Raw genomic sequence first — 23,702 nt, 5'->3', positions numbered from 1 at the left:
CGCGCCCGACCGGGCAGGAACCGCCGCGATGCAGACCTTCCTGCCGGTGGCCGACTTCGAGGAGAGCGCGCGGCTGCTGGACTCACCGCGCCTGGGCAAGCAGCGGGTCGAGACGCTGCAGGTGCTGCGCGCCCTGGAGCTGCCCGACTACGGCTGGTCCTCGCACCCGGTCGTGCACATGTGGCGCGGGCGGACGGCGGCGCTGGTCGTCTACGGCCTGGCGATGGTGCGGGTCTGGCGCGAGCGCGGGTTCGCCGACAGCACGCACACGCTGATCGCCGAGTTCGCCCCCGACGTCGAGGGCGCCACGCAGGACGAGCTCGCCCGCGCCGGGATGCTGCCCTCCTGGGTCGGCGACGAGGCGCTGCACCTGTCCCACCGGTCGAACCTGCTCGCCAAGGAGCCGGACTTCTACCGGCCGCGGTTCGCCCCGCTGTTCGGCGACGAGCCCGACGACCTGCCCTACGTCTGGCCCGGTCCCGACGACGTCCCGCCGGCGGCCGAGCCCGAGGGCACCCGGGTGTGGGTCGTGCGGCCGCGGGCGCACAACGAGCTGGGCGCGTGCCTGGCCGCGGGCGTCGTGGGGCTGGGCACCCAGTCGGGGATCGACGTCGACGCCACGGGCCTGTCGCCGGCCGAGCTGCGCGCACTGGCCAAGGAGATCTCCGGGCGCCGGCCGAGCAAGGACCTGCGCCAGCTGTCGACCTTCCTCGACGAGATCCGCCCCGGCGACCCGGTGGCGCTGCCGATCGAGCACGGCGCCGGCCTGCTGGTCGGCGAGGTGCTCGGCGACTACCTGTTCGAGGGGCGCGAGCTGCTGCCGCACCGCCGCCCGGCCCGCTGGGACCACGTGGTCCCGCGCGCGGCTGCCCGCCCGCCCGCGACGCTGCAGGACCCGCGCGCGCTGTTCTCCGTGGTGCTCGACCCCGACGTGCTGCCGCCGTCGCTGGCCGGCACCACCTACCGGGAGTCCGCGCTGCCGCTCGTGTGACCCGCGCGGACGACGCTCGTCCACGCCCGCGCGTGCAGCCGGCGCAGCTCCAGCCACGGCGCGAGCTCGGCGTCGGACGGGCCGCCGGCCGCGTCGAGTGCGGCCCGCCCGTCCAGCCGGGAGGTGAGCTGCAGGCAGGCGAGGTCCCACTCCGGCGGCCCGGCGCAGGTGTCCTCGAGGTCGGCCCACCGCCAGCCGTCGGGGGTGGCCAGCAGGTTGCCGGGGTGCGCGTCGCCGTGCAGCACCTGCACGCGCCCGCTCAGCCGGGGACGGAGGACCTCCACCTGCTCCGCCGTCCGCGCGCGGACGGCGGGCTCGACGCCCCACGCGCCCGCCCGCTCGCTGAAGACCGCGAGGTCGTCGAGCGGGGTGTCCAGCGGGCGCCCGGTCACCGGCAGGCCGGCGAGCACCTCGTGCAGGCCGGCGAGCGCGGTGGCCACCTCGGCCGGGGTCGGCGTCCGCGGCAGCACCTCCACGCGGGTCCAGAAGGTGAGGGTCAGCCCGTCGTGCACGTGCGGCCCGGGCGGCAGCAGGTCGCTCGGCGGGACGACGGCGGCGCCGGCCGCGGCCAGGGCGCCGGCCAGCGCGACCTCCCGGCCGGACGGGCGGGCCGGGTCGGGGCGCAGCAGCGGCGTCAGCGTCGCCACCCGCGCCACGACCGGCACCGGGGCCAGGTGCACGACGACGTTGACGCCGTCGTGCAGCACCCGCGTCCAGGCCGACCGGAGGCCGTGCGCGGCGGCCACCGCGGTGGCGGCGGCCGCCGCGCGCCCGGCCCGGTCGCTCACGCCCCCGGGAACGGCACGTTCTGCAGGCGCACCTGGCCGCGGGCGACGAGCTTGCCGTCCTCGGCGCGGGTGAGCTGCACCAGCCACAGCTGCAGGGTGCGGCCCTGCTGCACGGGCTCGGCGACGACGTCGAGCCGGCCGGCGGTGACCGGCCGCAGGAAGTCGGTGCTGTTGTTCACCCCGACGGCGAACTGGCCGCGGTCGGCGACGGCGGTGCTGGCGCCGATCGACGCCGCCGACTCGATCACCGCGCAGTAGACGCCGCCGTGCACGACGCCCCACGGGGTGTGGTGGTCCGGCCCCAGCTCGACGGTGCCGGTGACCCGGGTGCCGCTGACCTCGGCGACGTCGAACCCGGTGGCCGCGACGAACGCGCTGGCGGCGCTGCGGTCGACGTCGGGCACCTCGGCGCTCACGCGGCGTCCCACACCAGGCAGAACGGGTGACCCACCGGGTCGGCGTAGACGCGGAAGTCGCCCCCGCCGCCGGGCAGCTCCCGCGCGCCCAGGGCGAGCACCTTCGGCTCCGCCTCGTCGACGTCGGTCACGTAGACGTCGAGGTGGAACTGCTGCGGGCGCTGCGGGTCCGGCCAGTCCGGCGGGACCAGGTCCGGCGCCTGCTGGAACGCCAGCCGGTGCCCGCGGCCGCTGACCACGACCCAGTCGTCGCCCGGGCCGCCCTTGCTCACCTCCAGCCCCAGCAGCTCGGCGTAGAAGGTGGCGAGCGCGTGCGCGTCGGGTGCGTCGATCACGACGGAGTGCAACTGACCGATCATGGGCCCCATCCTGGCCGGTCGGCGCCGTCCCCACCGCCCGTGATCAGGCCGTCCGTCGCAGGGATCCGGCCAGGGGGCAGGATCGGGACGTGCCCGACCCGACCGACCAGCCCCCCGCCCTCGGCTCGCTGACCTGGGTGCCCGCCGCCTCGCGCCCCGACCTGCTCGCCGGCCCGGTCGCGGCCGCGCTTCCCGGCCTGCCCGGGCCCGCGTGGGTCGCCCCCGTCGACGACGCGCTCGCCGACACCGCCGCCTTCACCGAGGCGTACGGGGTGCCGCCGGAGGCCTCGGCCAACTGCGTCGTCGTGGCCGCGCGCCGGGCGGGGCAGACGACGCTGGTGGCCTGCGTCGTCCTCGCGACCACCCGCGCCGACGTCAACGGCCTGGTCCGGCGGCACCTGGGCGCGCGCAAGGCGTCGTTCGCGCCGCAGGACGTCGCCGTCGCCGAGAGCGGGATGGCCTACGGCGGGATCACCCCGATCGGGCTGCCCGCGTCGTGGCCGGTGCTGGTCGACGCCGCGGTGGCCGCCGCGGGGCTCGTCGTCGTCGGCTCGGGGACCCGTGGCGCGAAGCTCGCCGTCCCGGGGCCGGTGCTGGCCGGGCTGCCCTCGGCGGAGGTCCTCGACGGGCTCGGGGTGCCGGTGGCCGAGGCGCCCCCGCCGGCGCCGGCGGCCCCGGCCGAGCGGGCGCCCGACGACCGCGACCTCGGCTGGGGCGAGCGCCCCGACGACCGCGACCCGGACCGCCGGTACCTGGAGGACCGGCCGCCGCACTGGGGCTCCGACTAGTCGAAGGACGTCGTCCTCCCCACCCCCCGCTCGCTCGGGGCGGTGTCCGGGACGGGGCCGTTCCGGAGCAGGTCGCGGATCTGGGCGAGCAGCTCCACCTCGGTCGGCTCCGCGGGCCCGGCCTCGACGCCGCGCCGCCGCCGCTCGGTGATGCGCTTCATCGGCACCACGACGACGAAGTAGACGACCGCCGCGGTCAGCACGAACGTGACCACCTGGCTGACGAACGCGCCGTAGGTGAACGTCTCGCCGTCGACGGTGAACTCGCCGCCGACGCCGCCGCCACCGGTGACCAGCGCGATCAGCGGGGTGAGGAACGCGTCGGTGAACGCGGTGACGACCGCGGTGAACGCGGTGCCGATGACCACCGCGACGGCCAGTTCGACGACGTTGCCGCGCAGCAGGAAGTCCTTGAAGCCCTTGAGCACGCGGCCATCCCCTCACGGCGACCGCGGCAGGCTCAACGTCAGCGTGGCGGTGGTGGCCGCAGCGGCGAGAGTGGCGGCCGTGGCCTCGTCGACGGCGAGCACGAGCAGCCCGCCGTCGTCCCCGCCGGACCGGGGTGCGGCCAGGACCAGCGCGCCGCGGGCCACCGCCTCGGCCCGCACCGCGCCCGGGGCGGTGGCCAGCACGTCGACGCGGTCCCCGGCGGCGGCCAGCCCCGCGACGGCCAGGTCGGCGAGCCGGACGGGCGCGGCCACCTGGCCCGCCGGCAGCAGCGCCGTCAGGCCCGGGCCGAGCAGCCGGACGTCGGTGACCGGCGCGCCGGCGCGCAGCGGCGCGGCGGCCAGCCGGTCGGCCAGCGCGGCCGGGTCGGCCACGACGCCCGCCGGGACCGTGCCGGCCGGCAGCGCCGCGGCGGCGAGCAGGTCGGCGCCCAGGACCGTCCCGGCCGGCAGGGCGCCGACGGCGGTGACCACCGGCGTGCCGGCGGGCGGGGCCGCGACCGGGGCGGGCGGCGGGCGCAGGGCGAGCAGCAGCGCGCCGACGGCGAGCGCCGCCGCCAGGCACCGGCGCAGCAGGAGGGCGGGGGAGCGGGGACGGCGGAGGCGGACCACCGGCCCAGGCTCGCCGCCCGGCGGCCCCGGCGGGGCCGGGACGGGGGAGCTGTGGAGCGGCCGTCCGGCTGTGGACGGCCCGGCTCAGCTCGCGGCGGCCTTGCTCCCGCCGCCCGAGGACGAGGACGAGGACGAGGACGAGGACGACGACGAGCCGCTGCCGGACGACGACGTCGAGGAGGACGACGAGTCCGAGGACGACGGGCTGGTGCTCTTCGACGAGTCGCCGGCGGACGAGCCGGACCGGCTGTCGGTGCGGTAGAAGCCCGAGCCCTTGAAGACCACGCCGACGGAGCCGTAGACCTTGCGCACGGGGGCGCTGCAGGTCGGGCACTCGGCCACGGCCGCGTCGGTGAAGGACTGCACCACCTCGAACTGGTGCTTGCCCTCGGGGTTGGTGCAGACGTACTGGTACGTGGGCACGGCGTGGCACTCCTGGTCGAGCGGGGGTGGGACGGGCCGACGCCGGCGGAGGCTGGCACTCGGGACCCTCGACTGCCAATGATGCGCCACGCCGCGACCCGCCGTCCACGGATGTCGGCGAGCGTCACGATTGCGGCGCGCGAGCACGGGATTGCGGCGGGCGCGGACCACCGGCTCTGGTCGGTGCTTGGCGAGGACCCGGCCGACGACCTCACCGGACTCCTGCGCGCCCACTGCGACCCGTGGCTGCCGCTGACCACCGCGACCGACCACTGGCGTGCGCAGCCGGCTGCCCCCCGCCCGCGGTCGACCCTGCGGGCCCGCCTGACCACCCGACGTCTCGAGCCCGACCGCGCCCCGCCACGCCATCGTCGAGGCGCCCGCGACGCCACCCCCGCCACCGCCTGGGCGCTGGAGGACGCGTACACCCGGGCCACCGTGCAGCCGGCATCCGGGCACTTCACCAGCTCGGCCTCACCGACGAGCGGCCCCAGGCCCGCGTGAAGGTCCGCGACCTCGCCGCCGACGCCTCAGAGCTCGCCGTCCCCGGTGGGCACACCGTGGCGGTCCCACACCGGCTGGGCGCCGCGCTGCTGCGGCAGCGGCTGCACGCCTGCATCGTCGGGCAGCGACCCAGTGATCAGCTGCTCACCTTTGACGGCTCCCCGACCGCGCCTTCGGCGCTGCTCCGGTACTGAGCCACAGGCGGCGTCATCCCGTCCGTGCCCACCGACGCGCCACACCGCCCGTGACGTGTTCCGGACCGTCGGACGAGCTCAGGGAGCCTCCTCATGGCCGTCGACGAGATGACCTCCTACGGCGTCCGGCACGGCACTCCGCCCGTAGCCGCTTCCGTAGGGGGCGGCGCGGCACGGTCACACGGCGGACCGGCCGGCAGTGTCGGACGTCGGCCCATCCGGTGTCCCTGGTGCCGCGGGGCGCGGCGTATCCGCCTCCTGGGCACGGAGCAGGCGACGCAACAGGAGCAGCCCGATCAGCGTCACCCCCGCTCCCATCGCGGTCGGCAGCACGTCGGGACCCAGCGGGGACGTGGTCGCGATGTCGAACCAGGAGTGGAACACCGCGACGACGAGCAGGCTGCCGCGGCCAATCCCGGACAGCCACGCGAAGATCCACGACGCCACCCAGATGCTCGCGGCGAACCCGACGAACCCGACCGCGGGCATCGCCCGGTAGCTGGGCGTGATGCCGAACAGTGGCAGATGCCAGCCCGCCCACACGATCGCCACGACGTTGGCCGCGGTCACCAGCGGGTAGCGACGCTCCAGCTGTGGCTGCAGGAACCCGCGCCAGCCGATCTCCTCACCGAAGCCGAAGAACACCAGGTTCGCGACCCAGAACACGCCCACCGGCAGCGCGGCGAACTCCTCCGACCGCCCGAACGCCGCCCAGTTCAAGTCCGTCGGGGACTGACTGGTCGCCCACGCCGCGGCGCTGCCGCAGACCAGCAGCAGCGCCGGCGGCACGCCGACCGCGAAGGCCCACGCCCGGCCCCGGCCGCGCCACGCGACCAGGCGCCGCCCCAGAGCGGCTAGCCCCGTGCGGCCGGTGACCGCGGCGGTGACCACGACCGCCGCGACGGCCGGGCCCAGGCTCCCCAGCAGGTGCAGCACCGGCCACGGACCGCCGCCGATCCAGCCCTGTGTCTGGGCGAGCAGCGGCAGCCACACCGCCCAGGACAACCCCACCGCCGACACCACGTACGCGGTCACCGGCCGCCGCCGCATCCACCCGCTCATCGCCGGTCATCCTCACCCGACCGGACCCCGCTGCAGCACGAACCGAACTCCGCACAGGTCCGGCGTCACCCGCCGGCTGCGCCCCGCGAAGCACCACGACGGCGGAGCAGCGCCGCGCCGCCGGCGGCGCCGGCCACGGGTGGGCGCTGGCCCAGAGGGCGGCGCGCAGGGCACGGCGCAGCAGGTCGGCCTGGCGCGCCGAGGCGGGCGGTGCGTCCGCCGGCGTCCAGTCGAAGGTCCGCAGCCGCGCGAGGAAGCCCTGCCAGACGCAGCCCTCGAGGCTGTGCACGTAGATCTGGTCGGTGAAGCGCCGGGCCAGACGCAGATCGCGGGCGAACTCGTCCCAACTCTGGGTGGGCATCTGCGGATGCCCGGGGATGTCCGGGCCACCGCCGGTGGTGCCGACTGCGATGGCGGCCGCCTCGGGTCCGTAGCTCCACAGCAGCCCAGGCCCGATCCCGCGCATGAACGAGGTGTACTGCATGTACACCTCGCGGTCGGTGCGCACGTCGACCAGGCCGAGGAGGCGTTGCAGCAGGGTGGAGCCGGCCCGGCGCTCGTCGGCGATCGGCGGGAACTGGTAGTTCTCCACCGGCCAGCCGTCGGCGTGGATGCGCTCGACCAGGGCGGCGTAGTCGGCCCCCGCCCGGGCCGGCCGGGAGCGGTCGGTCAGCCGCGGGGCCAGCAGCGGGATCACCCCCCAGGGATTGCGCATCAGCTGCTGGTAGAAGGAGGCGTCGGGTTCGATGTCGAGGCCGACGGCATCCCAGGCCAGGCCGTGCTCCTTCGTCCAGGCGGTGAACCGGGCGTAGCTGGCCCGGGCCTGCGGCACGTTGTCCGGCGTGAAGTAGTAGCCCTGATCGGCCGGGAGCAGCGGCACGCCGACGACCGGGATCCCGGCGTCGTTCAACTGCGTCACGACCTCGGCCCGCTTGGGGTGGTAGTCGGACAGCATGAGCACGACGCGGGCCCGCAGAGCCTGCAGATCGGCGAGCACCGCGGGCTCGTCGAACAGGGCCGTGAGCCGGGTGACGTCCAGCTCACAGGCGAAGGTCAGGGTGGGTGGCTGCAAGCGCTGGCCTCCTGCGGTCGGTGGGGCGGCGTCCCGCTCGTGGGGCGGCGCGAACGCCGCCGCTTCCTGGGACGGGTGCCCGTCGGTGGCGCCGGGAGGGTGGAGTGCTTCCACGGTGTACCTCCGGCGTCGTCCGGCGCGGTCCGCGGGTCAGCGTCACACGCTGGCCGGGGCGGCGCCCCCCCACGAGTTGATCAGGGGCCGGCCTCAAGCCCGACCTCCGTGGCCGGGCTCTCCAGGCGGCGGCGGAGGTCGGCGCCGAACCGGGTGGCGGGGGCGCCGTCGACGAAGTTGTGGTCGACGGTCACCGTGAGGTCGAGGACGTCGCGTACGGCGATCTGCTCGCCGACGACCCGGGGGCGCCTGCTCAGGCCGCCGACGACGACCAGCACCGACGCGAGCATGGGGGCGCGAGGGCGAAGGCCCCGGCGCCGGCGCCGGCGCCGGCGCCGGCGAAGATGCCTACCTCGGTCACCTGCACGGTGCCGGTGAGCTGGTGGGCCTGCACCGAGCGGCGCATCACCGCGTACATCGCCGGGAACGACCCCTCCGCCGCCCGGCCCGAACCGCGGCGGTGACCGCCCGCCGGCTGGACGGGAACGGCAGCACCTCCACGCCACGGGAGCGGCCGGGGCCGGTCACCGGACCGGGCATCACGTCGACCTGCCCGACAGTTGCAGCCGGGTCACGTGCCGGCCTGCTCCGGCCTGCTCCGCACCCGCCAGCCGGCGGTGGCGGTCCGCCGTTCGGCCCGCTGCCGGATGCCGTGCAGCATCCGCCGGGTCATGACCAACGTCACCGGCTCACCGATCCGGGTGGCGATGCGCAGCCCTGGCTGCGGGGCGACCTCGGTGCGGGAGCGGGCCAGCAGCCGGCACCGCCCGTCGCCGACCGGAACGATGTGGAACGACCACACGCCGTTCCATGGGTGCTCCGGCGGCGCCTGACGCAACACCAGCGCCCGCGGCGGGTCGACCCGCGCGACGGTGAAGGCGTACCCGGCCGGCATCGGGCCGTAGCCCTCGGGAACGACCACGACGCGGTCGCCGGCGGCCAGGTGCTGCCACTCCCCGCGGATCTCCTCGGCGCTGTGGATGTGCAGCCCGATGAGGTTCTCCAGCCAGTCGTAGCTGTACATGCCGCCGCGGTTCTGGCCCATCTGCACCAACCAGGCCCACACCTGCACGGGAGGGGCGGCGACGGTCACCGCCAGCGTCGTGTTCTCGGCCGGAGGGGGCACGAGCTCGTCGCCGGGCAGCACCGCGGCCACCTCGTCGGCGGTCGCGCCCCAGTGGCGGCGGGCGTGCACGACCTGCAGGCCGACCGCCGCCGCGCCGGCGGCGAGGAGAAGCGGACGCAGCATGCGGGTCACCTCTACGGCGACACGTCGAGGTCGAGGTTCTGCAGGGCCATCTCGGCGTAGCGGTACTCCCCGTCGGGCAGGTGCCACACCGCCGCTCCGCCGGTCATCTGCGGCCGGCCGTCGACAACGGTCCAGCCGGCCACGGGAGTGCTCCACGGCGCCCGTACCGGGCCGCCGGGCAGGTCGGCCCAACGGTCCTCGCTGCGGAAGTCCCGCGGCCGGCCCGCCTCGTCGAGGAACACCTCCGCGCTGACCGTGTGGCCGGCGTCGGTCACCGCGACCCGGAAGCTGTGGTCGCCGGCGGCCTCCCAGGCGGTGCGCGGGTGCAGCAGCATGCCCGGGGCGAGGAGCACCGCGTCGTTGAGCCAGGTGGTCAGCTCGCCGATGTCGAACTCCGGTCCGGACCCGTCAGCGACGGTCACCAGGCCCAGCGCCTTGCCCATCATCCGCCCCGCGCCCGCCCGGTAGGTGTCCCAGCCCCACATCGGTAGCACGCGGGCGACCAGCAGTCGCATCCGGAACAGCCGGGCCACCTCAACGCCGGAGTTGTACTGCCAGGCGTTCAGCGGCAGCCACGGCTGATCCGGTCCGCGACGGAAGCGGCCGATGAAGTGGGCCCGTAGCGACCAGCTGCGCGGCCGGCCGACCACGCCCATCGCCCGCAGGTACCGCGCGACCACCGGTAGCAGCCCGGCCAAGTCGTCCTCGGTCACCGGGGCGGCGGTCGCCGGCCGGCCAGGCAGCCTCGCGGCGGCCAGGCTTCGGCGAAACGCCGGCGGTGGCCGGACGGCGGTGGCCCGTTCAGGCGTGAATGTCGACATGCTCCCCCGTCTGACCTGCCAGGAGTCGGTGCCTGGTCCGATCAGACTGTCTCGGAGGACCCGGGCAGCAGCAAGGCCTGACGGTCCTGTGCCGGGCTGAACCTCCGCCTCCAGCAGCGGCGGCCGGCTGCGTCCCCGGCCTCCCGTGGGCAGGGGCGCAGCAGTGTGACGGCCATCCGCGTTCGCGGCCGCCGGGTCAGACGCCCATCGCCGAACTGGCCGCCATCTGACACTCCCCGACGCAGAGCGAGCACTCGTGCAACCGCGATCCCGCACTCGCGACCGCACACCGGAGGCACACACCGATTGCGGTCGTCCTCATCGCGTACGCAAAGGTGACGCTCGCCGACAACGGATGTCGGCGAGCGTCACGTCCGCGTGGGTGCGCGGCGGGCCGATCCGTCGTCCCCCGGTGGCAGGGTGCCGGTGCCGCCGGGGTGGCGGCAGCAACGCGAGGGGGCGAGGCGGCATGCGGGACGTGGAGGTCCGCCGGCACGTGGCGGCGCCGGCGGAGCGGGTGTGGGCGGTGGTCACCGACCTCGCGGGCTCGCCGCAGGTGGTCCGGGGCATCCACGCGGTGGAGGTCCTGACACCGGGGGAGTTCGGCGTCGGGACGCGGTGGCGGGAGACCCGCACGGTGCTGGGGCGCTCGGCCACCGAGGAGATGACGGTCACCGCCGTGGAGCCGCAGCGGTCGTACACCACCGAGGCGGTGCGGCCGGGCGTCCGGTACCTGTCGACGGTCGCCGTGACGCCGGCCGGCGACGGCGGCAGCGACCTGGTGATGACGTTCGGGGCCCGGCCGACGTCCACGGTGACGCGGGTCCTCGGGGCGGTCACCGGCCCCCTGGGCCGGCGCGCGGTGACCCGGGCGCTGGAGGCGGACCTGGCCGACCTCGCCGCCGCGGCGGAGCGGTCCTGACGCGCTCGGCGCTCAGCGGCCGACGAAGCGCAGGACGGCGTCGTTCACGACCGCGGGGGCGTCCTCGTGCACCAGGTGGGAGGCGCCCGGCACGACCACCTGCTCGGCGGAGGGCAGCAGGTCGGCGAGCCAGTCGCCGAGTGCCCGGTTCACCGCCGGGCTCCGCTCGCCGGTGAGCAGCAGGGCCGGGGCGCGCACGGTGCGCAGCTCCGCCTCGGTCACCGGCGGGAACCCCGCGCGGAACTCGGCCTGCAGCGTGTCCGCGCTCTCCCGCATCTGCTGCCGGCGCTCGGGTGTCATGGCGGCCAGGGCCCGCCGGCCGAGCACGCCGCGGGCGAACAGCTCCAGCGCCCGCTCCGGGTCGCCGCGCCGGTACGCCCAGGCCACGGGTGCGGAGGTGCGCAGCCCGAACCCGAGCACCGCGAGCGTCGCGCGGGGCCGGCGGCGCAGGGCGCGCGCCAGGTCGGCCGGCCGCGGGCGGGCTCCCGGGCCGAGCACCAGCGGCAGCAGCGGCGGCTCCTCGAGGACCAGGCTGCGGACGACGTCCGGGTGCTGCAGCGCGGTGAGCAGGCAGACGTACGCGCCCCACGAGTTGCCGACCAGGTGCGCCGGCGAGGCGTCCAGCGCCCGCAGCAGCGCGACGAGGTCCGTGACGTGCACCGGCATCGGGTCCGGCGCGCCGGCGGGCAGCGGCGCGTTGGGGCGGGCGAAGCGGCGGCTGTAGGCGACGACCCGGCACCGCGCGCCGAGCGGCCCGAGCTGGGCGGCCCAGGTGCGCAGGTCACCGAGGCCGCCGTGGACGAGGACCACCGGCTCGCCGGTGCCCACCTCCCGGTATGCCAGCGACGCCCCGTCGACCGTCACGTGCCGCAGCGTCCCGAACCCGCTGCCCGGTGCCTGGATCCCGACCATGCCCGCTCCTCGGTCCCGCGGGCAGCCCAGCGTCCTCGCCGGCCGGTCCGGAGGGCAACCGGCGCGACCGCGGCTCAGCCGCGCAGCCGCGCCACCCGGCGCACCGCGGCCAGGCCGGCGTCGGTGCCCGGCCAGTGCCGGCGCACCGCGTCGGCGCCGGCGCGGCGGACCACGGAGCGCAGCACGAGGGCCACGGCGACCGCGTCGTCGGCGTACCCGATCACCGGGACGACGTCGGGCACGAGGTCGACCGGCAGCGCCAGGTAGCCCAGCAGCAGCCACAGCCGCACGCGGACCCCGCGGGGGAGGGACCGGTCGGCGGCCAGCCGGCGGACCAGCCGCAGCACGTCGGGCAGCAGCCGCACCAGCTCCCGCGCCCGCAGCTCGTCGGGCCGGGCCACCCAGAGCGCCGCGACCAGCGCCAGCCAGCACAGGAGCAGGCCCCCGCCGATCCCGACCAGCGTCCACGCCCACCCGGGCACCGCGTCCTCCTCGCGCCGGCGCGACGCTACGTCGCCGGCTGCGGCTCCACCACCGCGGACGGGCGGGGCGTCCCCGGTGCCGGCACGGGCACGGCCGGCTGCAGCCGCAGACAGAGCAGCACGACGTCGTCGTGCAGCCGCTGGCCGCCGGTGAGCTCGGCCATCACCGCGTCGCACCAGCCCCGGGGGTGGACGCCGTCGAGCCCGGCGGCGACCGACGCCAGGCGGGCGAGGCCGGCGTCGAGGTCGGCGTCGCGCCGCTCGACGAGGCCGTCGGAGTACCAGAGCAGCGTCGAGCCGGGCGGGACCTCGACCTCGTCCTCCGCGCGCGGCCCGGCGGCGGCCGACAGCGGCCGCGACCGCCCGCCGGTGAGGTACCGGGCCTGGCGGCCGGTCACCAGCAGCGGGGGCGGGTGGCCCGCGCAGGCGTAGCGCAGCCGGCAGGTGACCGGGTCGTACTCGCCGTAGCCGATCGTGGTGAGCGCCGCGCCGGGGACGGCCGCCGACGCCCGGTCCAGCGCCTCGAGGACCGCGGCGGGCCCGTCGTGCGGCGCGGCGGCCAGGACGCTCAGCGCCGAGTGCAGCCGGCCCATCGCCGCCGCGGCCCGCAGGTCGTGGCCGACGACGTCGCCGACGGCGAACCCGACCCGGCCGAAGGGCAGCGGGAAGGCGTCGTACCAGTCGCCGCCGATGTCGTGCTGCTGGTCGGCGGGGCGGTAGCGGCCGGCGAGCACCGCGCCGGGCAGCTCGTCGGGCACGGCGGGCAGGAAGGCCCGCTGGAGCTGGTGGGCGGCGTCCCGCTCCTCCTCGTACAGCCGGGCCCGGTGCAGGGCGGGGCCCATGAGCTCGGCCAGCGTGCGCGCCATCGCCTCGACGTCGTCGTCGACCTCGTCGTCGGCGAAGCGGAAGCCGAGGGCTCCGAACGTCGTGCCGGCGACCCGCGCCGGCACCGCCAGCCCGGCGGGGGAGCGGGTCCGGACGGCGGCGCCGCGGCGGGCGGCGGTGGCCAGCGGGGACGGGTCGGCGAGCGGCAGCCCGGCCTCCCCGTCCCCGTCCGTGGTCCACACGCGCAGCCGTCCGCCCTCCCGGTCGACCACCCCGACGGTGCCCGAGTCGGCGAGCAGCGCGAGACCGGAGCGGACCAGCACCGCGGCGATCGCGTCGGTCGTCGCGGCGGTCGCGAGCCCGGCGGTCACCCGCTGCAGCGCCTCCACCCGGCGGCGGGCGGCGGCCTCGCGGCGGGACACCGACCGTGCCCGGTCCCGCTCGCCGATCTCCACGGCCAGCAGCCAGGCGCCGAGGACCGCGACGGCGATGAACGCCTGCAGGACGGCGGCCTCCACCTGCGGGGTGTCGTGGAACGGGGCCCACGGCCCGCGCCCGACCACGGTCATGACGTTGGCGGTGACCGCGACCACCAGACCGGCCTCGGTGACGACGGCGACCCCGTACCGGACCGCCAGCCAGGTGAGCCAGGGGATGGTCAGCCAGGCCACCGGCACGCCGACCGGCCAGAAGACGGCCGCCGTCACCGCGGCGGTCAGGAGCAGCAGCGCCGCCCGCCGGGCCGGGGCCGGCCGGCCCCGGCCCAGCCGCCAGGTCAGCACGGCCCCGCCCACGGTCAGCGCGCCGAGCCCGTCGCCGGCCCAGAACGGGACGAGGCCGTCGAGCACCGCGGGCCCCTGCGACAGGTGGATCGTCAGCGAGCCGACCAGCCCGCCGACCAGCGGGCCGGCCAGCACGCCGCAGAGCAGGAACGCCGTCAGGTCGCGGCGGCGGCCCAGGTCCGGGACCGGCGCGAACCGGCGCAGCAGGAGGGCGCCGACGAGGGGCTCGGCGGTGTTGGCCAGGGCGAACCCCCACGCGGCGACCGGGCCGATGCCCATGGCCCGGTCGATCACCACCTCGACCAGCGCGGCCGTGGCCAGGACCCAGGGCCACCGGCGCCGGTCGCTGAGCACCAGCGCGGAGAGGGTGACCCCGGCCGGCAGGAACAGGACGGCGCCGGTGCTCGACGCCTCGAACAGCAGGAACGAGGTGAGCGACCCGGCGGTGTACCCCGCAGCGACGGCGAGGACGAGCCGCCAGGGCACGGGCAGGCGCGTCATCCCGGCCTCCGACCAGTGGAGGGGCCCCGCGCGCCTGGTTCGACGGAGGCAGCCTCGGGCACGACCCTGGCAGGTGCGCGGCCGGAGCGGTAGGGGTGATCGTCGCGACCGGTCGGCGGACCGGGTCAGGCGACGGCGAGCTCCCCGCCGAGCTCCCGACCTGCGGTCCCGACGTCCCGGGTGGACCGGACGGCGGCGGCCACCGAGCCCGCGGCGGCCTGCAGCTGCTCGGCGGTGTGCGTGGCCATCACCGACAGCCGCAGCACCCCCTTGCCGCGCGGGACGGCGGGATAGGCGACGGCGTTGCAGTAGACCCCCGCCTCGTAGGCGGCCCGCCACGCGGCGGCGGTCGCCTCCTCGCTGCCGGTCGGGACCGCGATGACCGCGCCGCTCCCGGGCAGGGGCGGGGTGCCGGCGACGGAGAGCTCGACGCGCAGGCGGGCGCCGTTCTCCTGCAGCCGGTCCCGGCGTTCGGGCTCCTCACGGAGGATGCGCAGCGCGGCCAGTGCCGCGCCGACGCCGGCCGGCTCGTTGGCGGCGCTGAAGACGTAGGGCACGGCGCTGGCGCGGATGCCGTCGGCCACCGCCCTCGACGTCAGCACCGCCCCGCCCACGCTGGCCAGCGACTTGCTGAAGGCCAGCGTCACGGCGTCGACCCGGTCCAGGACGCCGCAGTGCTCGGCCGCGCCGCGGCCGTGCTCGCCGAGGACGCCGAGGCCGTGCGCCTCGTCGACCACCAGGCGCGCGCCGTACGCGGCGCAGAGGTCGGCGAGGCCGGCCAGCGGCGCGGTCGCGCCGGTCATCGAGTACACGCCGTCGACGACGACGACCGCGCCGGCCCGCGGGTCGAGCCGGTCCAGCCGCCGGGTCAGCGACTCGAGGTCGTTGTGCCGGAACCGGGTCACGGTGCCGCGGCTGGCGGCCGCCCCGGCGTGCACGCTGGCGTGCGCGTGCGCGTCGACCAGCAGCGCGTCGTCGGGACCGCAGGCGGTGGACAGCAGCGCGACGTTGGCGTTGACCCCGGAGGAGGTCAGCACGGCCGCCTCGACGCCGTAGTGGTCGGCGAGCTCCTCCTCCAGCTGCAGGTGCAGCCGGGTGGTGCCGTTGAGGACCCGGCTGCCCGAGGTGCTCGTGCCGAACCGGCGGACCGCGGCCACGGCCGCCTCGACGACCCGCGGGTCACCGGCCAGGCCGAGGTAGTTGTTGCTGCCCAGGTTCACCCGCGGGACGCCGTCGTCGTAGACGGTGACCGGCTCCGGGGCGCCCGCCGTCGGGACACCGTGGGTGCCCACCCCGGCGCGGTCGTGCTCGCGCAGCAGGGCGGCGAGGGGGTTGCCCAGCAGGGGGGCGAAGGCGTCGCGCCGCCCGGTCGCGGGGGTCGGTGCGGGCTTCTCGCCGTGGGGCACGAGGTCTCCGTTCAGGTGGTGCCGTTCAGGAACCGGCCGGTCCGTCGGCCGCTGCCCACCCTCGGTGGCCGGTGACTCTCCGTCAACGGTGCATCAGCTCACAGTCCGGGCGGGTGACACCCGTCCCCCGGCCAGGCGTCATGCGGTGGTCGGCCGCTCACAGTGCGTACCACCGGATCCGGTGGCGGGAGGATCATCCGGGTGACGACGCGCCGGTACCGTCGCCGCCGTGACCGCGCGCTGGCTCGACGACACGCAGCAGCGGGCCTGGCGTGCCTGGCTCACCCTCGCCGAGCTGCTCCCGCGCGAGCTCGACGCGCAGCTGCAGCGCGACGCCGGCCTCTCGCACGCCGCCTACGTCGTGCTCGCGATGCTGTCCGAGGCACCGGGCCGCAGCCGGCGGATGAGCGACCTCGCGCGGCGGGCCAACCAGTCGCAGAGCCGGCTCTCGCACACCGTGGCGCGGCTGGAGGACCGCGGCTGGGTCCGCCGCGAGCGCTCGCCCGAGGACGGCCGCGGGAACGTCGCCGTGCTCACCGACGCCGGCTGGGACCTCGTCCGCAGCGTCGCGCCCGGGCACGTGGACGCCGTCCGGGGTGCGCTGTTCGACCCGCTCACCGCCGAGCAGACGGAGCTGCTGCGCGAGGTGCTGGAGACCGTCGTCGAGCACCTCGACCCCGACCGCTCCCGCCGGGTGCCGCACGGCGCGGACGCCCCCGGCTGAGCGAGGGAGGCCGGGCCGGTCCCGGCGGCGTTGCGCGCGGTGGTGTCCGGGACCGCGCCCCCGAGCCGGCCGCGGCCACCGGCGCCGACGAGCCGGTGCTGTCGGCGTCCACCCACGGCGTCGCGGAGCGGGTCCGCAGCCTGAAGCTGGTCGCGGCGGCCTGGGCGCTGGTCCCGGAGGCCACCGCGGCCTATCGGCCCAGCCGGCGGTAGCGGTGCAGGCGGCTGCGGTGCCGCTCGGCGTCGTCGCGGCCGAGCAGCCCGGCCAGCTCCTCGCCGAGCACCCGCCCCAGCCGGCGGCAGAACTCGACCGGCTCGTCGGCGGCGTCGGGCCGCTCGGGCACCACGCGGTCGACGATCCCGGCGCGCCACAGGTCGGTCGCCCGCACGCCCTGGGCGGCGGCCATCTCCGGCGCCCGGTCGACGGTGCGGTGCACGATCGCCGCGGCGCCCTCCGGCGGCAGCGGGCCCAGCCAGCCGTTGGCCGCGGCGAGCACCCGGTCGGCGGGCACCAGCGCCAGCGCGCCGCCGCCGGTGCCCTGGCCGAGCAGCACCGCGAGCGTCGGGGCCTTGAGCGTCACCAAGTCCTCGAGGCAGCGGGCGATCTCCGCGGCCAGCCCGCCCTCCTCGGCCTCCACCGACAGCGCCGCGCCCGGCGTGTCGATGAGCGTCACCAGCGGCAGGTGCAGCTCGGCGGCCAGCCGCATGCCGCGCCGGGCCTCGCGCAGCGCCGCCGGACCCAGCGGCGCCGACAGCGACTGCCCGCGCCGGTCCTGCCCGAGGACGACGCACGGCGCGCCGCCGAAGCGGGCCAGCGCCAGCAGCAGGCCGGGGTCCTTCTCGCCGGCACCGGTGCCCGAGAGCCCGACGACGTCGGTGGCCGCCGTCCGCAGCAGCCGCCGCACGCCCGGCCGGTCGGGCCGCCGGGACGCGGTGACGACGTCCCACGCGCTGCGGCCGTCCTCCGGGTCGTCGTCCTCGGTGCCGTCCTCCGGTGTCGGGCGCTCGGCGTCGCGGACGTCGGCGTGCCAGGTGCGCCGGGCCGACAGCACCGACAGCGCCCGGTCGGCGAGGTCGGCGACGTCCTCGTGCGGCACGACGGCGTCGATGAGCCCGCGCCGGGCGAGGTGGTCGGCGGTCTGCACGCCCGACGGGAACGGCTCGCCGTAGAGCGCCTCGTACACCCGCGGGCCGAGGAAGCCGACCGCCGCGCCGGGCTCGGCGATGGTCACGTGCCCGAGCGACCCCCACGAGGCGAGCACCCCGCCGAAGGTGGGGTCGCGCAGGTAGACCAGGTAGGGCAGGCCCGCGGCCTTGTGCCGGGCGATCGCCGCGGTGATGCCGACCATCTGCAGGAACGCGACCGTGCCCTCCTGCATCCGGGTGCCGCCGGACACCGGCGCGGCCAGCAGCGGCAGGCCCTCCTCGGTGGCCCGCTCGATCCCGGCGACCAGCCGCTCGGCCGTGGCCACCCCGATCGAGCCGGCGAGGAAGGCGAACTCCCCGGCGAGGACGGCCACCCGCCGGCCGCGCAGCCGGCCCTCGCCGGTGACGACGGCCTCGTCCTGGCGGCTGCGCTCGGCCGCGGCGCGCAGCTCGGCGGCGTACTGCGGGTCGACGTCGCGGGGGCCGATCGGCGCGTCCCAGCTCGTCCAGGAGCCGGGGTCGAGGACCAGGTCGCGCAGGGAGCGGGCGTCCAGCCTCCGCGTCACTGCGCCAGCCAGGCGCGGACCGCCTCGTCCGACCCGCCGAGCACCGGGGGAGCGGCGTGGTCGCGGCGGGTGGTCTCGGTCTCGCCGTCGGGACCCGCGGCGAAGAAGCGCAGCGGCGGGCCGGGCAGCTGCAGCCGGCCGAGGGTGGCGTGCTCGACGTCGACCAGCAGGCCCTGCGAGAGGGTCTGTTCCCAGCCGTAGACCTCGTCGATCGTGCGCACCTTGCCCGCCGGGACGCCGGCGGCGGCCAGCCGGGCCAGCAGCGTCTCGGCGTCGACGTCGGCGAAGGCGCGCTCGAGCAGCTCGATGACCTGCTGCCGGTTGCCCACCCGCTCGCCGTTGGTGGCCAGGCCCGGCGCCTCGGGGTCCAGGTCGAACTCGGCGCACAGCCGCCGCCACAGCGACTCCGACCCGCAGGACAGCTGCACGCTGCCGCCCTTGCAGTGGAACAGGCCGTACGGGGCGATCGAGGGGTGGTGGTTGCCCTGCGCGCGGCCGACCTGCCCGCCCACCGTCCACGCCGTCCCCTGGAAGGCGTGCACGCCGACGACGGCGGCCAGCAGCGACGTGCGCACCACCTGGCCGCGGCCGGTCCGCTCCCGCTCGTGCAGCGCGGCGAGCACGCCGTAGGCGCCGTACATGCCGGCCAGCAGGTCGCCGATCGGGACGCCGACGCGCTGCGGGTCGTCCGGGCCGGGGCCGGTCAGCGACATCAGCCCGGCCTCGCCCTGCGCGATCTGGTCGTAGCCGGCGCGGCCGCCCTCGGGGCCGTCGTGGCCGAAGCCCGAGATCGACAGGGTGACCAGCCGCGGGTTGAGCTCGGCGAGCACGGCGGTGCCGAAGCCGAGGCGCTCGAGCGTGCCGGGGCGGAAGTTCTCCATCAGCACGTCGGCCCGGCGGACGAGCTCGCGCAGCAGCTCCTTGTCGCCCTCGTCCTTCAGGTCGAGGGTCACCGACTCCTTGTTGCGGTTGGCCGACAGGAAGTACGTCGACTCCCGGTCGCCGGCCTCGGGCTGCACGAACGGCGGCCCCCACCCGCGGGTGTCGTCTCCGCCGCCGGGGTTCTCCACCTTGATCACCCGGGCGCCGAGGTCGCCGAGCATCATCGCGGCGTGCGGCCCGGCCAGCGCGCGCGTCAGGTCGACGACGAGCACGCCGTCCAGTGGTCCGGTCACGAGCCCTCTCCCGTCGGGGTTTAGAGCCAGCCGGGGACCACGAAGACCAGCCAGGCGAGGAACGGCCCGGCGGCCACGACGATCCCGGCGTAGGCCAGCATCTGCTTGTAGAAGCGGTCCCGGTCCACCCCCTGCGCGTTGGCCAGGACCAGCGCGCCGTTGGTCGAGAACGGGCTGACGTCGACGATCGTCGACGACACGGACAACGCCACCACGACCCCGACGGCGCCGATGTCCCCCGACTGCAGGAACGGCACCGCCAGTGCGATGGCGACGCCGATGATCGCGGTCGACGACGCGAACGCCGACACCACCCCTCCGATGTAGCAGAGCAGCAGCGCGATCAGCAGCGGGATCCCGAGGCCGATGACGGCCTCGCCGACGTAGTCGATCGTGCCGGCCTCCTGCAGCACGAACACAAAGGTGAGCACGCCGGCGATCAGCAGCACCGTCGACCAGCTGATCTGGCTGACCGCGCCCTTGTGCCGGGCGGCGGCGAACAGCGCGAGCACGGTGGCCACGGTGATCGACACGAAGCCGATGTCGAGGTCGAACACCAGCGCGAGGACGGCGACGGTCACCAGCCCGACCAGCGTGAGCACCTGGTCGAAGGTGACCGGCTGCGGTGCGGTCGCGCCGTCGTCCGGACCCTCGCCGGTGCCGTCGCCGCCGCCGGTGGTGTCGGGGCCGACGGCGGGGCCGGGGGGAGCGCCGTGCCCGCTGGCCACCGGCTCCTCGGCGCGCTCGGCGTGCGTGGGCACCGCCGTACCCACCCGGCGGCCGAGCAGCCGGCGCCCGCCGAACACGAGGAAGAGCACCACGCCGATCGCGAGGTTGAAGAACAGGCTGCCCAGGAAGACTGCGCCGGGGCTGGAGGGCAGCCCCTCGGCGTCGACGATCTCGTTGACGGTGACGCCGTAGACGCTGATCGGCGAGAAGCCGCCGCCCTGCGCGCCGTGGACGACCATCATCCCCATGAGCAGCGGGTTGATGTCGTAGCGCGAGGCGAACCCCAGCGCGATCGGGGCGACGATCGCCACCGCGGCGGGGGAGAGCGCGCCGATCGCGGTGAGCAGCGCGGTGACGGCGAACATGATCCACGGGATCGCCGCCACGTAGCCGCCGACCAGCCGCACGGCCCCGCGCACCAGCAGGTCGACCGTGCCGTTGTTCTGCGCGATCGCGAACAGGTAGGTGACGCCGATCAGCGTGACGACGAGCTCGGCCGGGAAGCCGGCGAGGATGTCGTCGGTGGTCAGCCCGACCGACAGCGTGCCCACGAGGAAGGCCGCGACGAACGCCAGCGCCCCCATGTTGATGGGCAGGAACGTGGCGATCGCGAAGATGGCGACCAGCGCCAGGATCGTGACGACCTCCGGGGACACGGGGAGCTCCTCGACGTCGGCGCTGACGGGTCGACCCACCGTGTCACCTACCGGCCGGTATCTCCTGCCAGCCGCCGGAGGGGGTGACGACGGCGGTCACCGGGCGGTCGTGCTCCAGGGCCGGCAGCCGGTCGACCAGCTCGTCGTCGAAGACCAGCGCCGCGACGACCGCGCCGGGGCGGGCGTGCTGCAGCGCGCGGTCGTAGTAGCCGCCGCCCCGGCCCAGCCGCACGCCGGTGCGGTCCACCGCCAGGGCCGGGACGACGACCACCTCCGCCGTCCCCAGCGCCGTCGGCCCCAGCCGCGGGCCCACCGGCTCCAGCAGCCCGAAGCGGCCCGGCGCCAGCCGGCCGGTGTCGACCGCCCAGCGCAGCTCGGCGCCGCTGTCCGGGACCACCGGCAGGAGCACCCGGGTCCCGAGCTGGGTGAACACCGCGGGCAGCCGCCCGTGGCCGGGCTCGGTCTCGTCGGGCACGAAGGCGGCCAGCAGCCGGACCCCGGCCAGGCGCTGGGCGTGCGCCGCGGCGGCGGCCGCGGCGGCGCCGGCGCGCTCCGCGGCGGGACGGGCCCGGCGGCGGGCGGCGACCGCCGCGCGCAGCGCGGCGTTGGTCGCGTCGCCGTCCTGCGCGGAGGTCACCCGCGAAGGTTAGAGGCGGGGGACCGGGCCGCGGCCGGCTGGATAGGCTCCCACCCCATGTCGACCCCGACGCCGCGTCCGGCGCGCAAGGCCGTCATCCCCGTCGCGGGGATGGGGACCAGGTTCCTCCCCGCCACCAAGGCGGTGCCCAAGGAGCTGCTGCCCGTCGTTGACCGGCCGGCGCTGCAGTACATCGTCGAGGAGGCCGCCCGGGCCGGCCTCGCCGAGGTGCTCATGGTCACCGGCCGCAACAAGGCGGCGATCGAGGACTTCTTCGACCGCACCCCCGAGCTCGAGACCGCGCTGGAGAAGAAGGGCGACGCCGACCGGCTGGCCGCCGTCCACGAGTCCACCGAGGTCGCCCAGGTGCACTTCGTCCGGCAGGGCGAGGCGCGCGGGCTGGGCCACGCGGTGCTCCAGGCGGCCGCCTTCGTCGGCGACGAGCCCTTCGCCGTCCTGCTCGGCGACGACCTGATCGACGCCCGCGACCACCTGCTCGAGCAGATGCTCGCCGTCCAGGCCGAGCACGGCGGCTCGGTGATCGCCCTGCTCGACGTCGGCCGGGAGAACATCGACAAGTACGGCGCGGTCGCGGTCGAGCCGGGCTCGTCCGACGGCGTGGTGACGGTGACCGGCCTGGTGGAGAAGCCGCCGGTCGACGAGGCGCCGAGCAGCCTGGCGATCATCGGCCGCTACGTGCTCGCCCCCGAGGTGTTCGAGGTGCTGCGCGAGACCGCGCCCGGCCGCGGCGGGGAGATCCAGCTGACCGACGCGCTGGCCACGCTGGTCGAGCGCGGCGAGCCGCTGCACGGCGTGGTCTTTGACGGCCGCCGCTACGACACCGGCGACAAGCTCGACTACCTCAAGGCGGTCATCCGGCTGGCCGCCGAGCGCGAGGACCTCGGCCCCGCGCTGCGCTCCTGGCTGACCGAGTTCGTCGCCGACCTGCCCGCCGAGGGCGCGTCGCAGGCCTGACCCGCTCCCCGCAGGGGGGACGATCACAGCGATGAGCGAGAACGGCACGCCCGGGGCGCGGGACACCACGGCGCTGGACCTCCGCAGCGGGGCCACCCTCGACCCGCCGACGTCCTCGCGGTTGCCGGTGCACACCACCGCCGCGATCGGCCCCGACGCGGCGCTCCCGGCCCCGCCGGCGGCCGCCGAGCCCGAGACGCCGGCGCTGCGCACCGTCGAGACGCACCTGGACGAGATCCTCGCCGCGGTGCCGCAGCCGGAGCCGATCGAGCTGGCCGTCCTCGACGCCCAGGGCCTGCTCTGCGCCGAGGAGGTGGTCAGCGCCCGCGCGCTGCCCGCCTTCGACCAGGCCGCGCTCGACGGCTACGCCGTCCGGGCCGAGGACGTCGCCGCGGCCACCCCGGACGTGCCGGTGGAGCTGGCCGTGGTGGGGGAGACCGTCGCCGGCGCCGCGGGCCCGACCGCGCTCGCGCCGGGGCTGGCGCAGAAGGTGGGCGTCGGCGCGATGCTGCCCACCGGTGCCGACGTCGTCGTCCCGGCCGTGTGGACCGACGGCGGGCTGGTCCGGGTGCAGGTGCACGGCGCGCCCGAGGCCGGCAGCTACGTCCGGCGGGCCGGCGACGACGTCTCGCCCGGCACCGTCGCCGTCCGCACCGGCACACCGATCGGCCCGGCGCAGATCAGCCTGCTCGCCGCCGTCGGGCGCGACCGGGTGCAGGTCCGGCCCCGGCCGCGGGTCGCCGTCCTGTCCGCCGGCAGCGAGCTGGTCGACATCACCGCCCAGCCCACGCCCGGTCAGGTGGTCGACGTCAACACCTACGCCCTGGCCGCGGCCGCCCGCGACGCCGGGGCGGCCGCCTACCGCTGGGGGATCCTGCCCACCGACCGGCGCCGGCTGACCGAGGTGCTCGAGAGCCAGCTGCTGCGCAGCGACCTGGTGCTCATCGCCGGCACCTTCGCCGCCGAGGGCGACCTGGTGCAGGAGGTCCTCGCGGAGCTGGGCCCGATGCGCTTCCGTCAGGTGACGATGCACCCGGGACCGGTGCAGGGCTTCGGCCGGCTGGGCCGGGACGAGGTCCCGGTCATCTGCGTGCCCGGCGAGCCGGTGGCCGCGCTGGTGTCCTTCGAGGTCTTCGTGCGCCCGGCGATCCGCTCGATGCTGGGCAAGCGGCAGCTGTTCCGCCGCACCGTGCAGGCGATCTCGGCCGAGCGGCTGGTCTCGCTGCTGGGCTACCGGCAGTACCTGCACGGCCAGGTGATGCGCCACCCCGACGGCGGCTACGTCGTCGAGCCGCTCGGCGACGGCGACGAGGCGATGCTCGCCCGGATGGCGCGGGCCAACTGCCTCGTCGTCGTCGACGAGGACGTCACCGAGGTCGCCGAGGGCGGGCTCGTGACGGTCATGCCGCTGCTGCTGGGCGGCTGA

28 protein-coding genes are annotated in these 23,702 nt (G+C 76.6%); 8 read left to right on the top strand and 20 right to left on the bottom strand.

Annotated features, from left to right (window positions below; all coding sequences use genetic code 11):
* Positions 1 to 28 precede the first annotated feature (28 nt).
* The gene (locus ACFO3M_RS07605; RefSeq protein WP_387987969.1) at positions 29 to 991 is read left to right on the top strand and encodes an MSMEG_6728 family protein; all 963 of its coding nucleotides are present in this window, start codon (positions 29 to 31) and stop codon (positions 989 to 991) included.
* Here the strand turns inward: ACFO3M_RS07605 and ACFO3M_RS07600 are convergent.
* From ACFO3M_RS07600 to ACFO3M_RS07590, 3 genes are read right to left on the bottom strand one after another with little or no spacing between them, the layout of a single operon-like run.
* The gene (locus tag ACFO3M_RS07600) at positions 961 to 1,779 is read right to left on the bottom strand and encodes a phosphotransferase (protein WP_387987968.1); all 819 of its coding nucleotides are present in this window, start codon (positions 1,777 to 1,779) and stop codon (positions 961 to 963) included. The genes ACFO3M_RS07605 and ACFO3M_RS07600 overlap by 31 nt on opposite strands.
* A complete protein-coding gene (locus ACFO3M_RS07595; RefSeq protein ID WP_387987967.1) occupies positions 1,776 to 2,195 on the bottom strand; it encodes a PaaI family thioesterase in 420 nt (139 codons plus the stop codon). Before ACFO3M_RS07595 ends, ACFO3M_RS07600 begins: the two co-directional genes overlap by 4 nt.
* On the bottom strand, positions 2,192 to 2,554 hold the full coding sequence (locus ACFO3M_RS07590) for a VOC family protein (protein ID WP_387987966.1): 363 nt from the start codon (positions 2,552 to 2,554) through the stop codon (positions 2,192 to 2,194). Before ACFO3M_RS07590 ends, ACFO3M_RS07595 begins: the two co-directional genes overlap by 4 nt.
* Before the next feature lie 89 nt (positions 2,555 to 2,643).
* On the opposite strand from ACFO3M_RS07590, the gene ACFO3M_RS07585 reads away from it, so the two are divergent.
* Positions 2,644 to 3,342 carry a YbaK/EbsC family protein gene (locus ACFO3M_RS07585; protein WP_387987965.1) on the top strand — a complete coding sequence of 233 codons (699 nt, stop codon included), beginning with the start codon at positions 2,644 to 2,646 and terminating at the stop codon, positions 3,340 to 3,342.
* On the opposite strand, the gene mscL is transcribed toward ACFO3M_RS07585, so the two are convergent.
* From mscL to ACFO3M_RS07570, 3 genes are all read right to left on the bottom strand, one after another.
* A complete protein-coding gene (gene mscL / locus ACFO3M_RS07580) occupies positions 3,339 to 3,770 on the bottom strand; it encodes a large conductance mechanosensitive channel protein MscL (RefSeq protein WP_387987964.1) in 432 nt (143 codons plus the stop codon). The two genes, ACFO3M_RS07585 and mscL, sit on opposite strands and share 4 nt — an antisense overlap.
* Positions 3,771 to 3,782: 12 nt before the next feature.
* Positions 3,783 to 4,400, bottom strand: coding sequence for a Flp pilus assembly protein CpaB (gene cpaB / locus ACFO3M_RS07575; protein WP_387987963.1), 618 nt, complete (start codon positions 4,398 to 4,400; stop codon positions 3,783 to 3,785).
* A gap of 84 nt (positions 4,401 to 4,484) precedes the next feature.
* Positions 4,485 to 4,823: an FmdB family zinc ribbon protein gene (locus ACFO3M_RS07570; protein WP_387987962.1), complete on the bottom strand. Its 339-nt coding sequence runs from the start codon at positions 4,821 to 4,823 to the stop codon at positions 4,485 to 4,487.
* Between the two features lie 111 nt (positions 4,824 to 4,934).
* Here ACFO3M_RS07570 and ACFO3M_RS07565 point away from each other — a divergent pair, with 111 nt between their 5' ends.
* Positions 4,935 to 5,327: a hypothetical protein gene (locus ACFO3M_RS07565; RefSeq protein WP_387987961.1), complete on the top strand. Its 393-nt coding sequence runs from the start codon at positions 4,935 to 4,937 to the stop codon at positions 5,325 to 5,327.
* Positions 5,324 to 5,521 (top strand): hypothetical protein, encoded by a 198-nt coding sequence (locus tag ACFO3M_RS07560; protein WP_387987960.1) that lies wholly within the window; start codon positions 5,324 to 5,326, stop codon positions 5,519 to 5,521. Before ACFO3M_RS07565 ends, ACFO3M_RS07560 begins: the two co-directional genes overlap by 4 nt.
* Before the next feature lie 177 nt (positions 5,522 to 5,698).
* On the opposite strand, the gene ACFO3M_RS07555 is transcribed toward ACFO3M_RS07560, so the two are convergent.
* The 6 genes from ACFO3M_RS07555 to ACFO3M_RS07530 all read right to left on the bottom strand — a co-directional run bounded on the left by ACFO3M_RS07555 (position 5,699) and on the right by ACFO3M_RS07530 (position 9,731).
* Complete coding sequence (locus ACFO3M_RS07555) at positions 5,699 to 6,193, bottom strand: CPBP family intramembrane glutamic endopeptidase (protein WP_387987959.1); 495 nt, start codon at positions 6,191 to 6,193, stop codon at positions 5,699 to 5,701.
* A complete protein-coding gene (locus ACFO3M_RS07550; protein WP_387987958.1) occupies positions 6,147 to 7,769 on the bottom strand; it encodes a hypothetical protein in 1,623 nt (540 codons plus the stop codon). Before ACFO3M_RS07550 ends, ACFO3M_RS07555 begins: the two co-directional genes overlap by 47 nt.
* 80 nt (positions 7,770 to 7,849) lie before the next feature.
* Positions 7,850 to 8,047: a 2-oxo acid dehydrogenase subunit E2 gene (locus ACFO3M_RS07545; protein ID WP_387987957.1), complete on the bottom strand. Its 198-nt coding sequence runs from the start codon at positions 8,045 to 8,047 to the stop codon at positions 7,850 to 7,852.
* Complete coding sequence (locus tag ACFO3M_RS07540) at positions 8,023 to 8,187, bottom strand: hypothetical protein (protein WP_387987956.1); 165 nt, start codon at positions 8,185 to 8,187, stop codon at positions 8,023 to 8,025. The genes ACFO3M_RS07545 and ACFO3M_RS07540 overlap by 25 nt, the downstream gene beginning before the upstream one ends.
* 153 nt (positions 8,188 to 8,340) lie before the next feature.
* Positions 8,341 to 9,018, bottom strand: a complete 678-nt coding sequence (locus ACFO3M_RS07535) for an SRPBCC family protein (protein WP_387987955.1) — start codon at positions 9,016 to 9,018, stop codon at positions 8,341 to 8,343.
* Positions 9,019 to 9,029: 11 nt separating this feature from the next.
* Positions 9,030 to 9,731: a DUF6544 family protein gene (locus tag ACFO3M_RS07530; RefSeq protein ID WP_387987954.1), complete on the bottom strand. Its 702-nt coding sequence runs from the start codon at positions 9,729 to 9,731 to the stop codon at positions 9,030 to 9,032.
* Positions 9,732 to 10,308: 577 nt separating this feature from the next.
* Here ACFO3M_RS07530 and ACFO3M_RS07525 point away from each other — a divergent pair.
* Positions 10,309 to 10,761, top strand: coding sequence for an SRPBCC family protein (locus ACFO3M_RS07525; RefSeq protein WP_387987953.1), 453 nt, complete (start codon positions 10,309 to 10,311; stop codon positions 10,759 to 10,761).
* A gap of 12 nt (positions 10,762 to 10,773) precedes the next feature.
* Here ACFO3M_RS07525 and ACFO3M_RS07520 read toward each other — a convergent pair whose 3' ends face one another.
* From ACFO3M_RS07520 to ACFO3M_RS07505, 4 genes are all read right to left on the bottom strand, one after another.
* Positions 10,774 to 11,673, bottom strand: coding sequence for an alpha/beta fold hydrolase (locus ACFO3M_RS07520; RefSeq protein WP_387987952.1), 900 nt, complete (start codon positions 11,671 to 11,673; stop codon positions 10,774 to 10,776).
* 74 nt (positions 11,674 to 11,747) lie between these two features.
* Positions 11,748 to 12,155, bottom strand: coding sequence for a DUF1232 domain-containing protein (locus ACFO3M_RS07515; RefSeq protein WP_387987951.1), 408 nt, complete (start codon positions 12,153 to 12,155; stop codon positions 11,748 to 11,750).
* A 26-nt stretch (positions 12,156 to 12,181) separates the two neighbouring features.
* A complete protein-coding gene (locus ACFO3M_RS07510; RefSeq protein ID WP_387987950.1) occupies positions 12,182 to 14,263 on the bottom strand; it encodes a SpoIIE family protein phosphatase in 2,082 nt (693 codons plus the stop codon).
* Positions 14,264 to 14,388: 125 nt separating this feature from the next.
* Positions 14,389 to 15,669: an aminotransferase class I/II-fold pyridoxal phosphate-dependent enzyme gene (locus ACFO3M_RS07505; protein WP_387987949.1), complete on the bottom strand. Its 1,281-nt coding sequence runs from the start codon at positions 15,667 to 15,669 to the stop codon at positions 14,389 to 14,391.
* A gap of 229 nt (positions 15,670 to 15,898) precedes the next feature.
* Between ACFO3M_RS07505 and ACFO3M_RS07500 the strand changes: the two genes are divergently transcribed.
* On the top strand, positions 15,899 to 16,393 hold the full coding sequence (locus tag ACFO3M_RS07500; protein ID WP_387987948.1) for a MarR family winged helix-turn-helix transcriptional regulator: 495 nt from the start codon (positions 15,899 to 15,901) through the stop codon (positions 16,391 to 16,393).
* A gap of 190 nt (positions 16,394 to 16,583) precedes the next feature.
* On the opposite strand, the gene ACFO3M_RS07495 is transcribed toward ACFO3M_RS07500, so the two are convergent.
* Genes ACFO3M_RS07495 through ACFO3M_RS07480 form a run of 4 tightly spaced genes read right to left on the bottom strand, consistent with a single transcriptional unit; the run spans position 16,584 to position 21,301 of the window.
* Positions 16,584 to 18,104 carry a carboxyl transferase domain-containing protein gene (locus ACFO3M_RS07495; protein ID WP_387987947.1) on the bottom strand — a complete coding sequence of 507 codons (1,521 nt, stop codon included), beginning with the start codon at positions 18,102 to 18,104 and terminating at the stop codon, positions 16,584 to 16,586.
* On the bottom strand, positions 18,101 to 19,279 hold the full coding sequence (locus ACFO3M_RS07490) for a CaiB/BaiF CoA transferase family protein (protein WP_387987946.1): 1,179 nt from the start codon (positions 19,277 to 19,279) through the stop codon (positions 18,101 to 18,103). The genes ACFO3M_RS07495 and ACFO3M_RS07490 overlap by 4 nt, the downstream gene beginning before the upstream one ends.
* A gap of 20 nt (positions 19,280 to 19,299) precedes the next feature.
* Complete coding sequence (locus tag ACFO3M_RS07485) at positions 19,300 to 20,703, bottom strand: SLC13 family permease (RefSeq protein ID WP_387987945.1); 1,404 nt, start codon at positions 20,701 to 20,703, stop codon at positions 19,300 to 19,302.
* 4 nt (positions 20,704 to 20,707) lie between these two features.
* Positions 20,708 to 21,301, bottom strand: a complete 594-nt coding sequence (locus ACFO3M_RS07480; RefSeq protein WP_387987944.1) for a 5-formyltetrahydrofolate cyclo-ligase — start codon at positions 21,299 to 21,301, stop codon at positions 20,708 to 20,710.
* A 57-nt stretch (positions 21,302 to 21,358) separates the two neighbouring features.
* Between ACFO3M_RS07480 and galU the strand changes: the two genes are divergently transcribed.
* Both galU and glp read left to right on the top strand, forming a co-directional pair.
* Positions 21,359 to 22,276, top strand: coding sequence for a UTP--glucose-1-phosphate uridylyltransferase GalU (gene galU, locus ACFO3M_RS07475; protein ID WP_387987943.1), 918 nt, complete (start codon positions 21,359 to 21,361; stop codon positions 22,274 to 22,276).
* A gap of 31 nt (positions 22,277 to 22,307) precedes the next feature.
* Positions 22,308 to 23,702, top strand: coding sequence for a molybdotransferase-like divisome protein Glp (gene glp, locus ACFO3M_RS07470; protein WP_387987942.1), 1,395 nt, complete (start codon positions 22,308 to 22,310; stop codon positions 23,700 to 23,702).

This window comes from Geodermatophilus arenarius, from assembly GCF_042654585.1.
GTDB classification, from domain to species: Bacteria; Actinomycetota; Actinomycetes; order Mycobacteriales; family Geodermatophilaceae; genus Geodermatophilus; species Geodermatophilus arenarius.
The sequence above is the reverse complement of the archived record's forward strand: the minus strand, read 5'-3'. Positions and strand labels throughout refer to the sequence as shown.

What these genes read in the sequence shown, in the direction of transcription:
- ACFO3M_RS07605 (WP_387987969.1), top strand. Translation starts at nt 29, where the DNA reads ATGCAGACCTTCCTGCCGGTGGCCGACTTCGAGGAGAGCGCGCGGCTG.
- ACFO3M_RS07590 (WP_387987966.1), bottom strand. Translation starts at nt 2,554, where the DNA reads ATGATCGGTCAGTTGCACTCCGTCGTGATCGACGCACCCGACGCGCAC.
- ACFO3M_RS07565 (WP_387987961.1), top strand. Translation starts at nt 4,935, where the DNA reads ATGTCGGCGAGCGTCACGATTGCGGCGCGCGAGCACGGGATTGCGGCG.
- ACFO3M_RS07540 (WP_387987956.1), bottom strand. Translation starts at nt 8,187, where the DNA reads ATGTACGCGGTGATGCGCCGCTCGGTGCAGGCCCACCAGCTCACCGGC.
- ACFO3M_RS07535 (WP_387987955.1), bottom strand. Translation starts at nt 9,018, where the DNA reads ATGCTGCGTCCGCTTCTCCTCGCCGCCGGCGCGGCGGCGGTCGGCCTG.
- ACFO3M_RS07525 (WP_387987953.1), top strand. Translation starts at nt 10,309, where the DNA reads ATGCGGGACGTGGAGGTCCGCCGGCACGTGGCGGCGCCGGCGGAGCGG.
- ACFO3M_RS07520 (WP_387987952.1), bottom strand. Translation starts at nt 11,673, where the DNA reads ATGGTCGGGATCCAGGCACCGGGCAGCGGGTTCGGGACGCTGCGGCAC.
- ACFO3M_RS07510 (WP_387987950.1), bottom strand. Translation starts at nt 14,263, where the DNA reads ATGACGCGCCTGCCCGTGCCCTGGCGGCTCGTCCTCGCCGTCGCTGCG.
- galU (WP_387987943.1), top strand. Translation starts at nt 21,359, where the DNA reads ATGTCGACCCCGACGCCGCGTCCGGCGCGCAAGGCCGTCATCCCCGTC.
- glp (WP_387987942.1), top strand. Translation starts at nt 22,308, where the DNA reads ATGAGCGAGAACGGCACGCCCGGGGCGCGGGACACCACGGCGCTGGAC.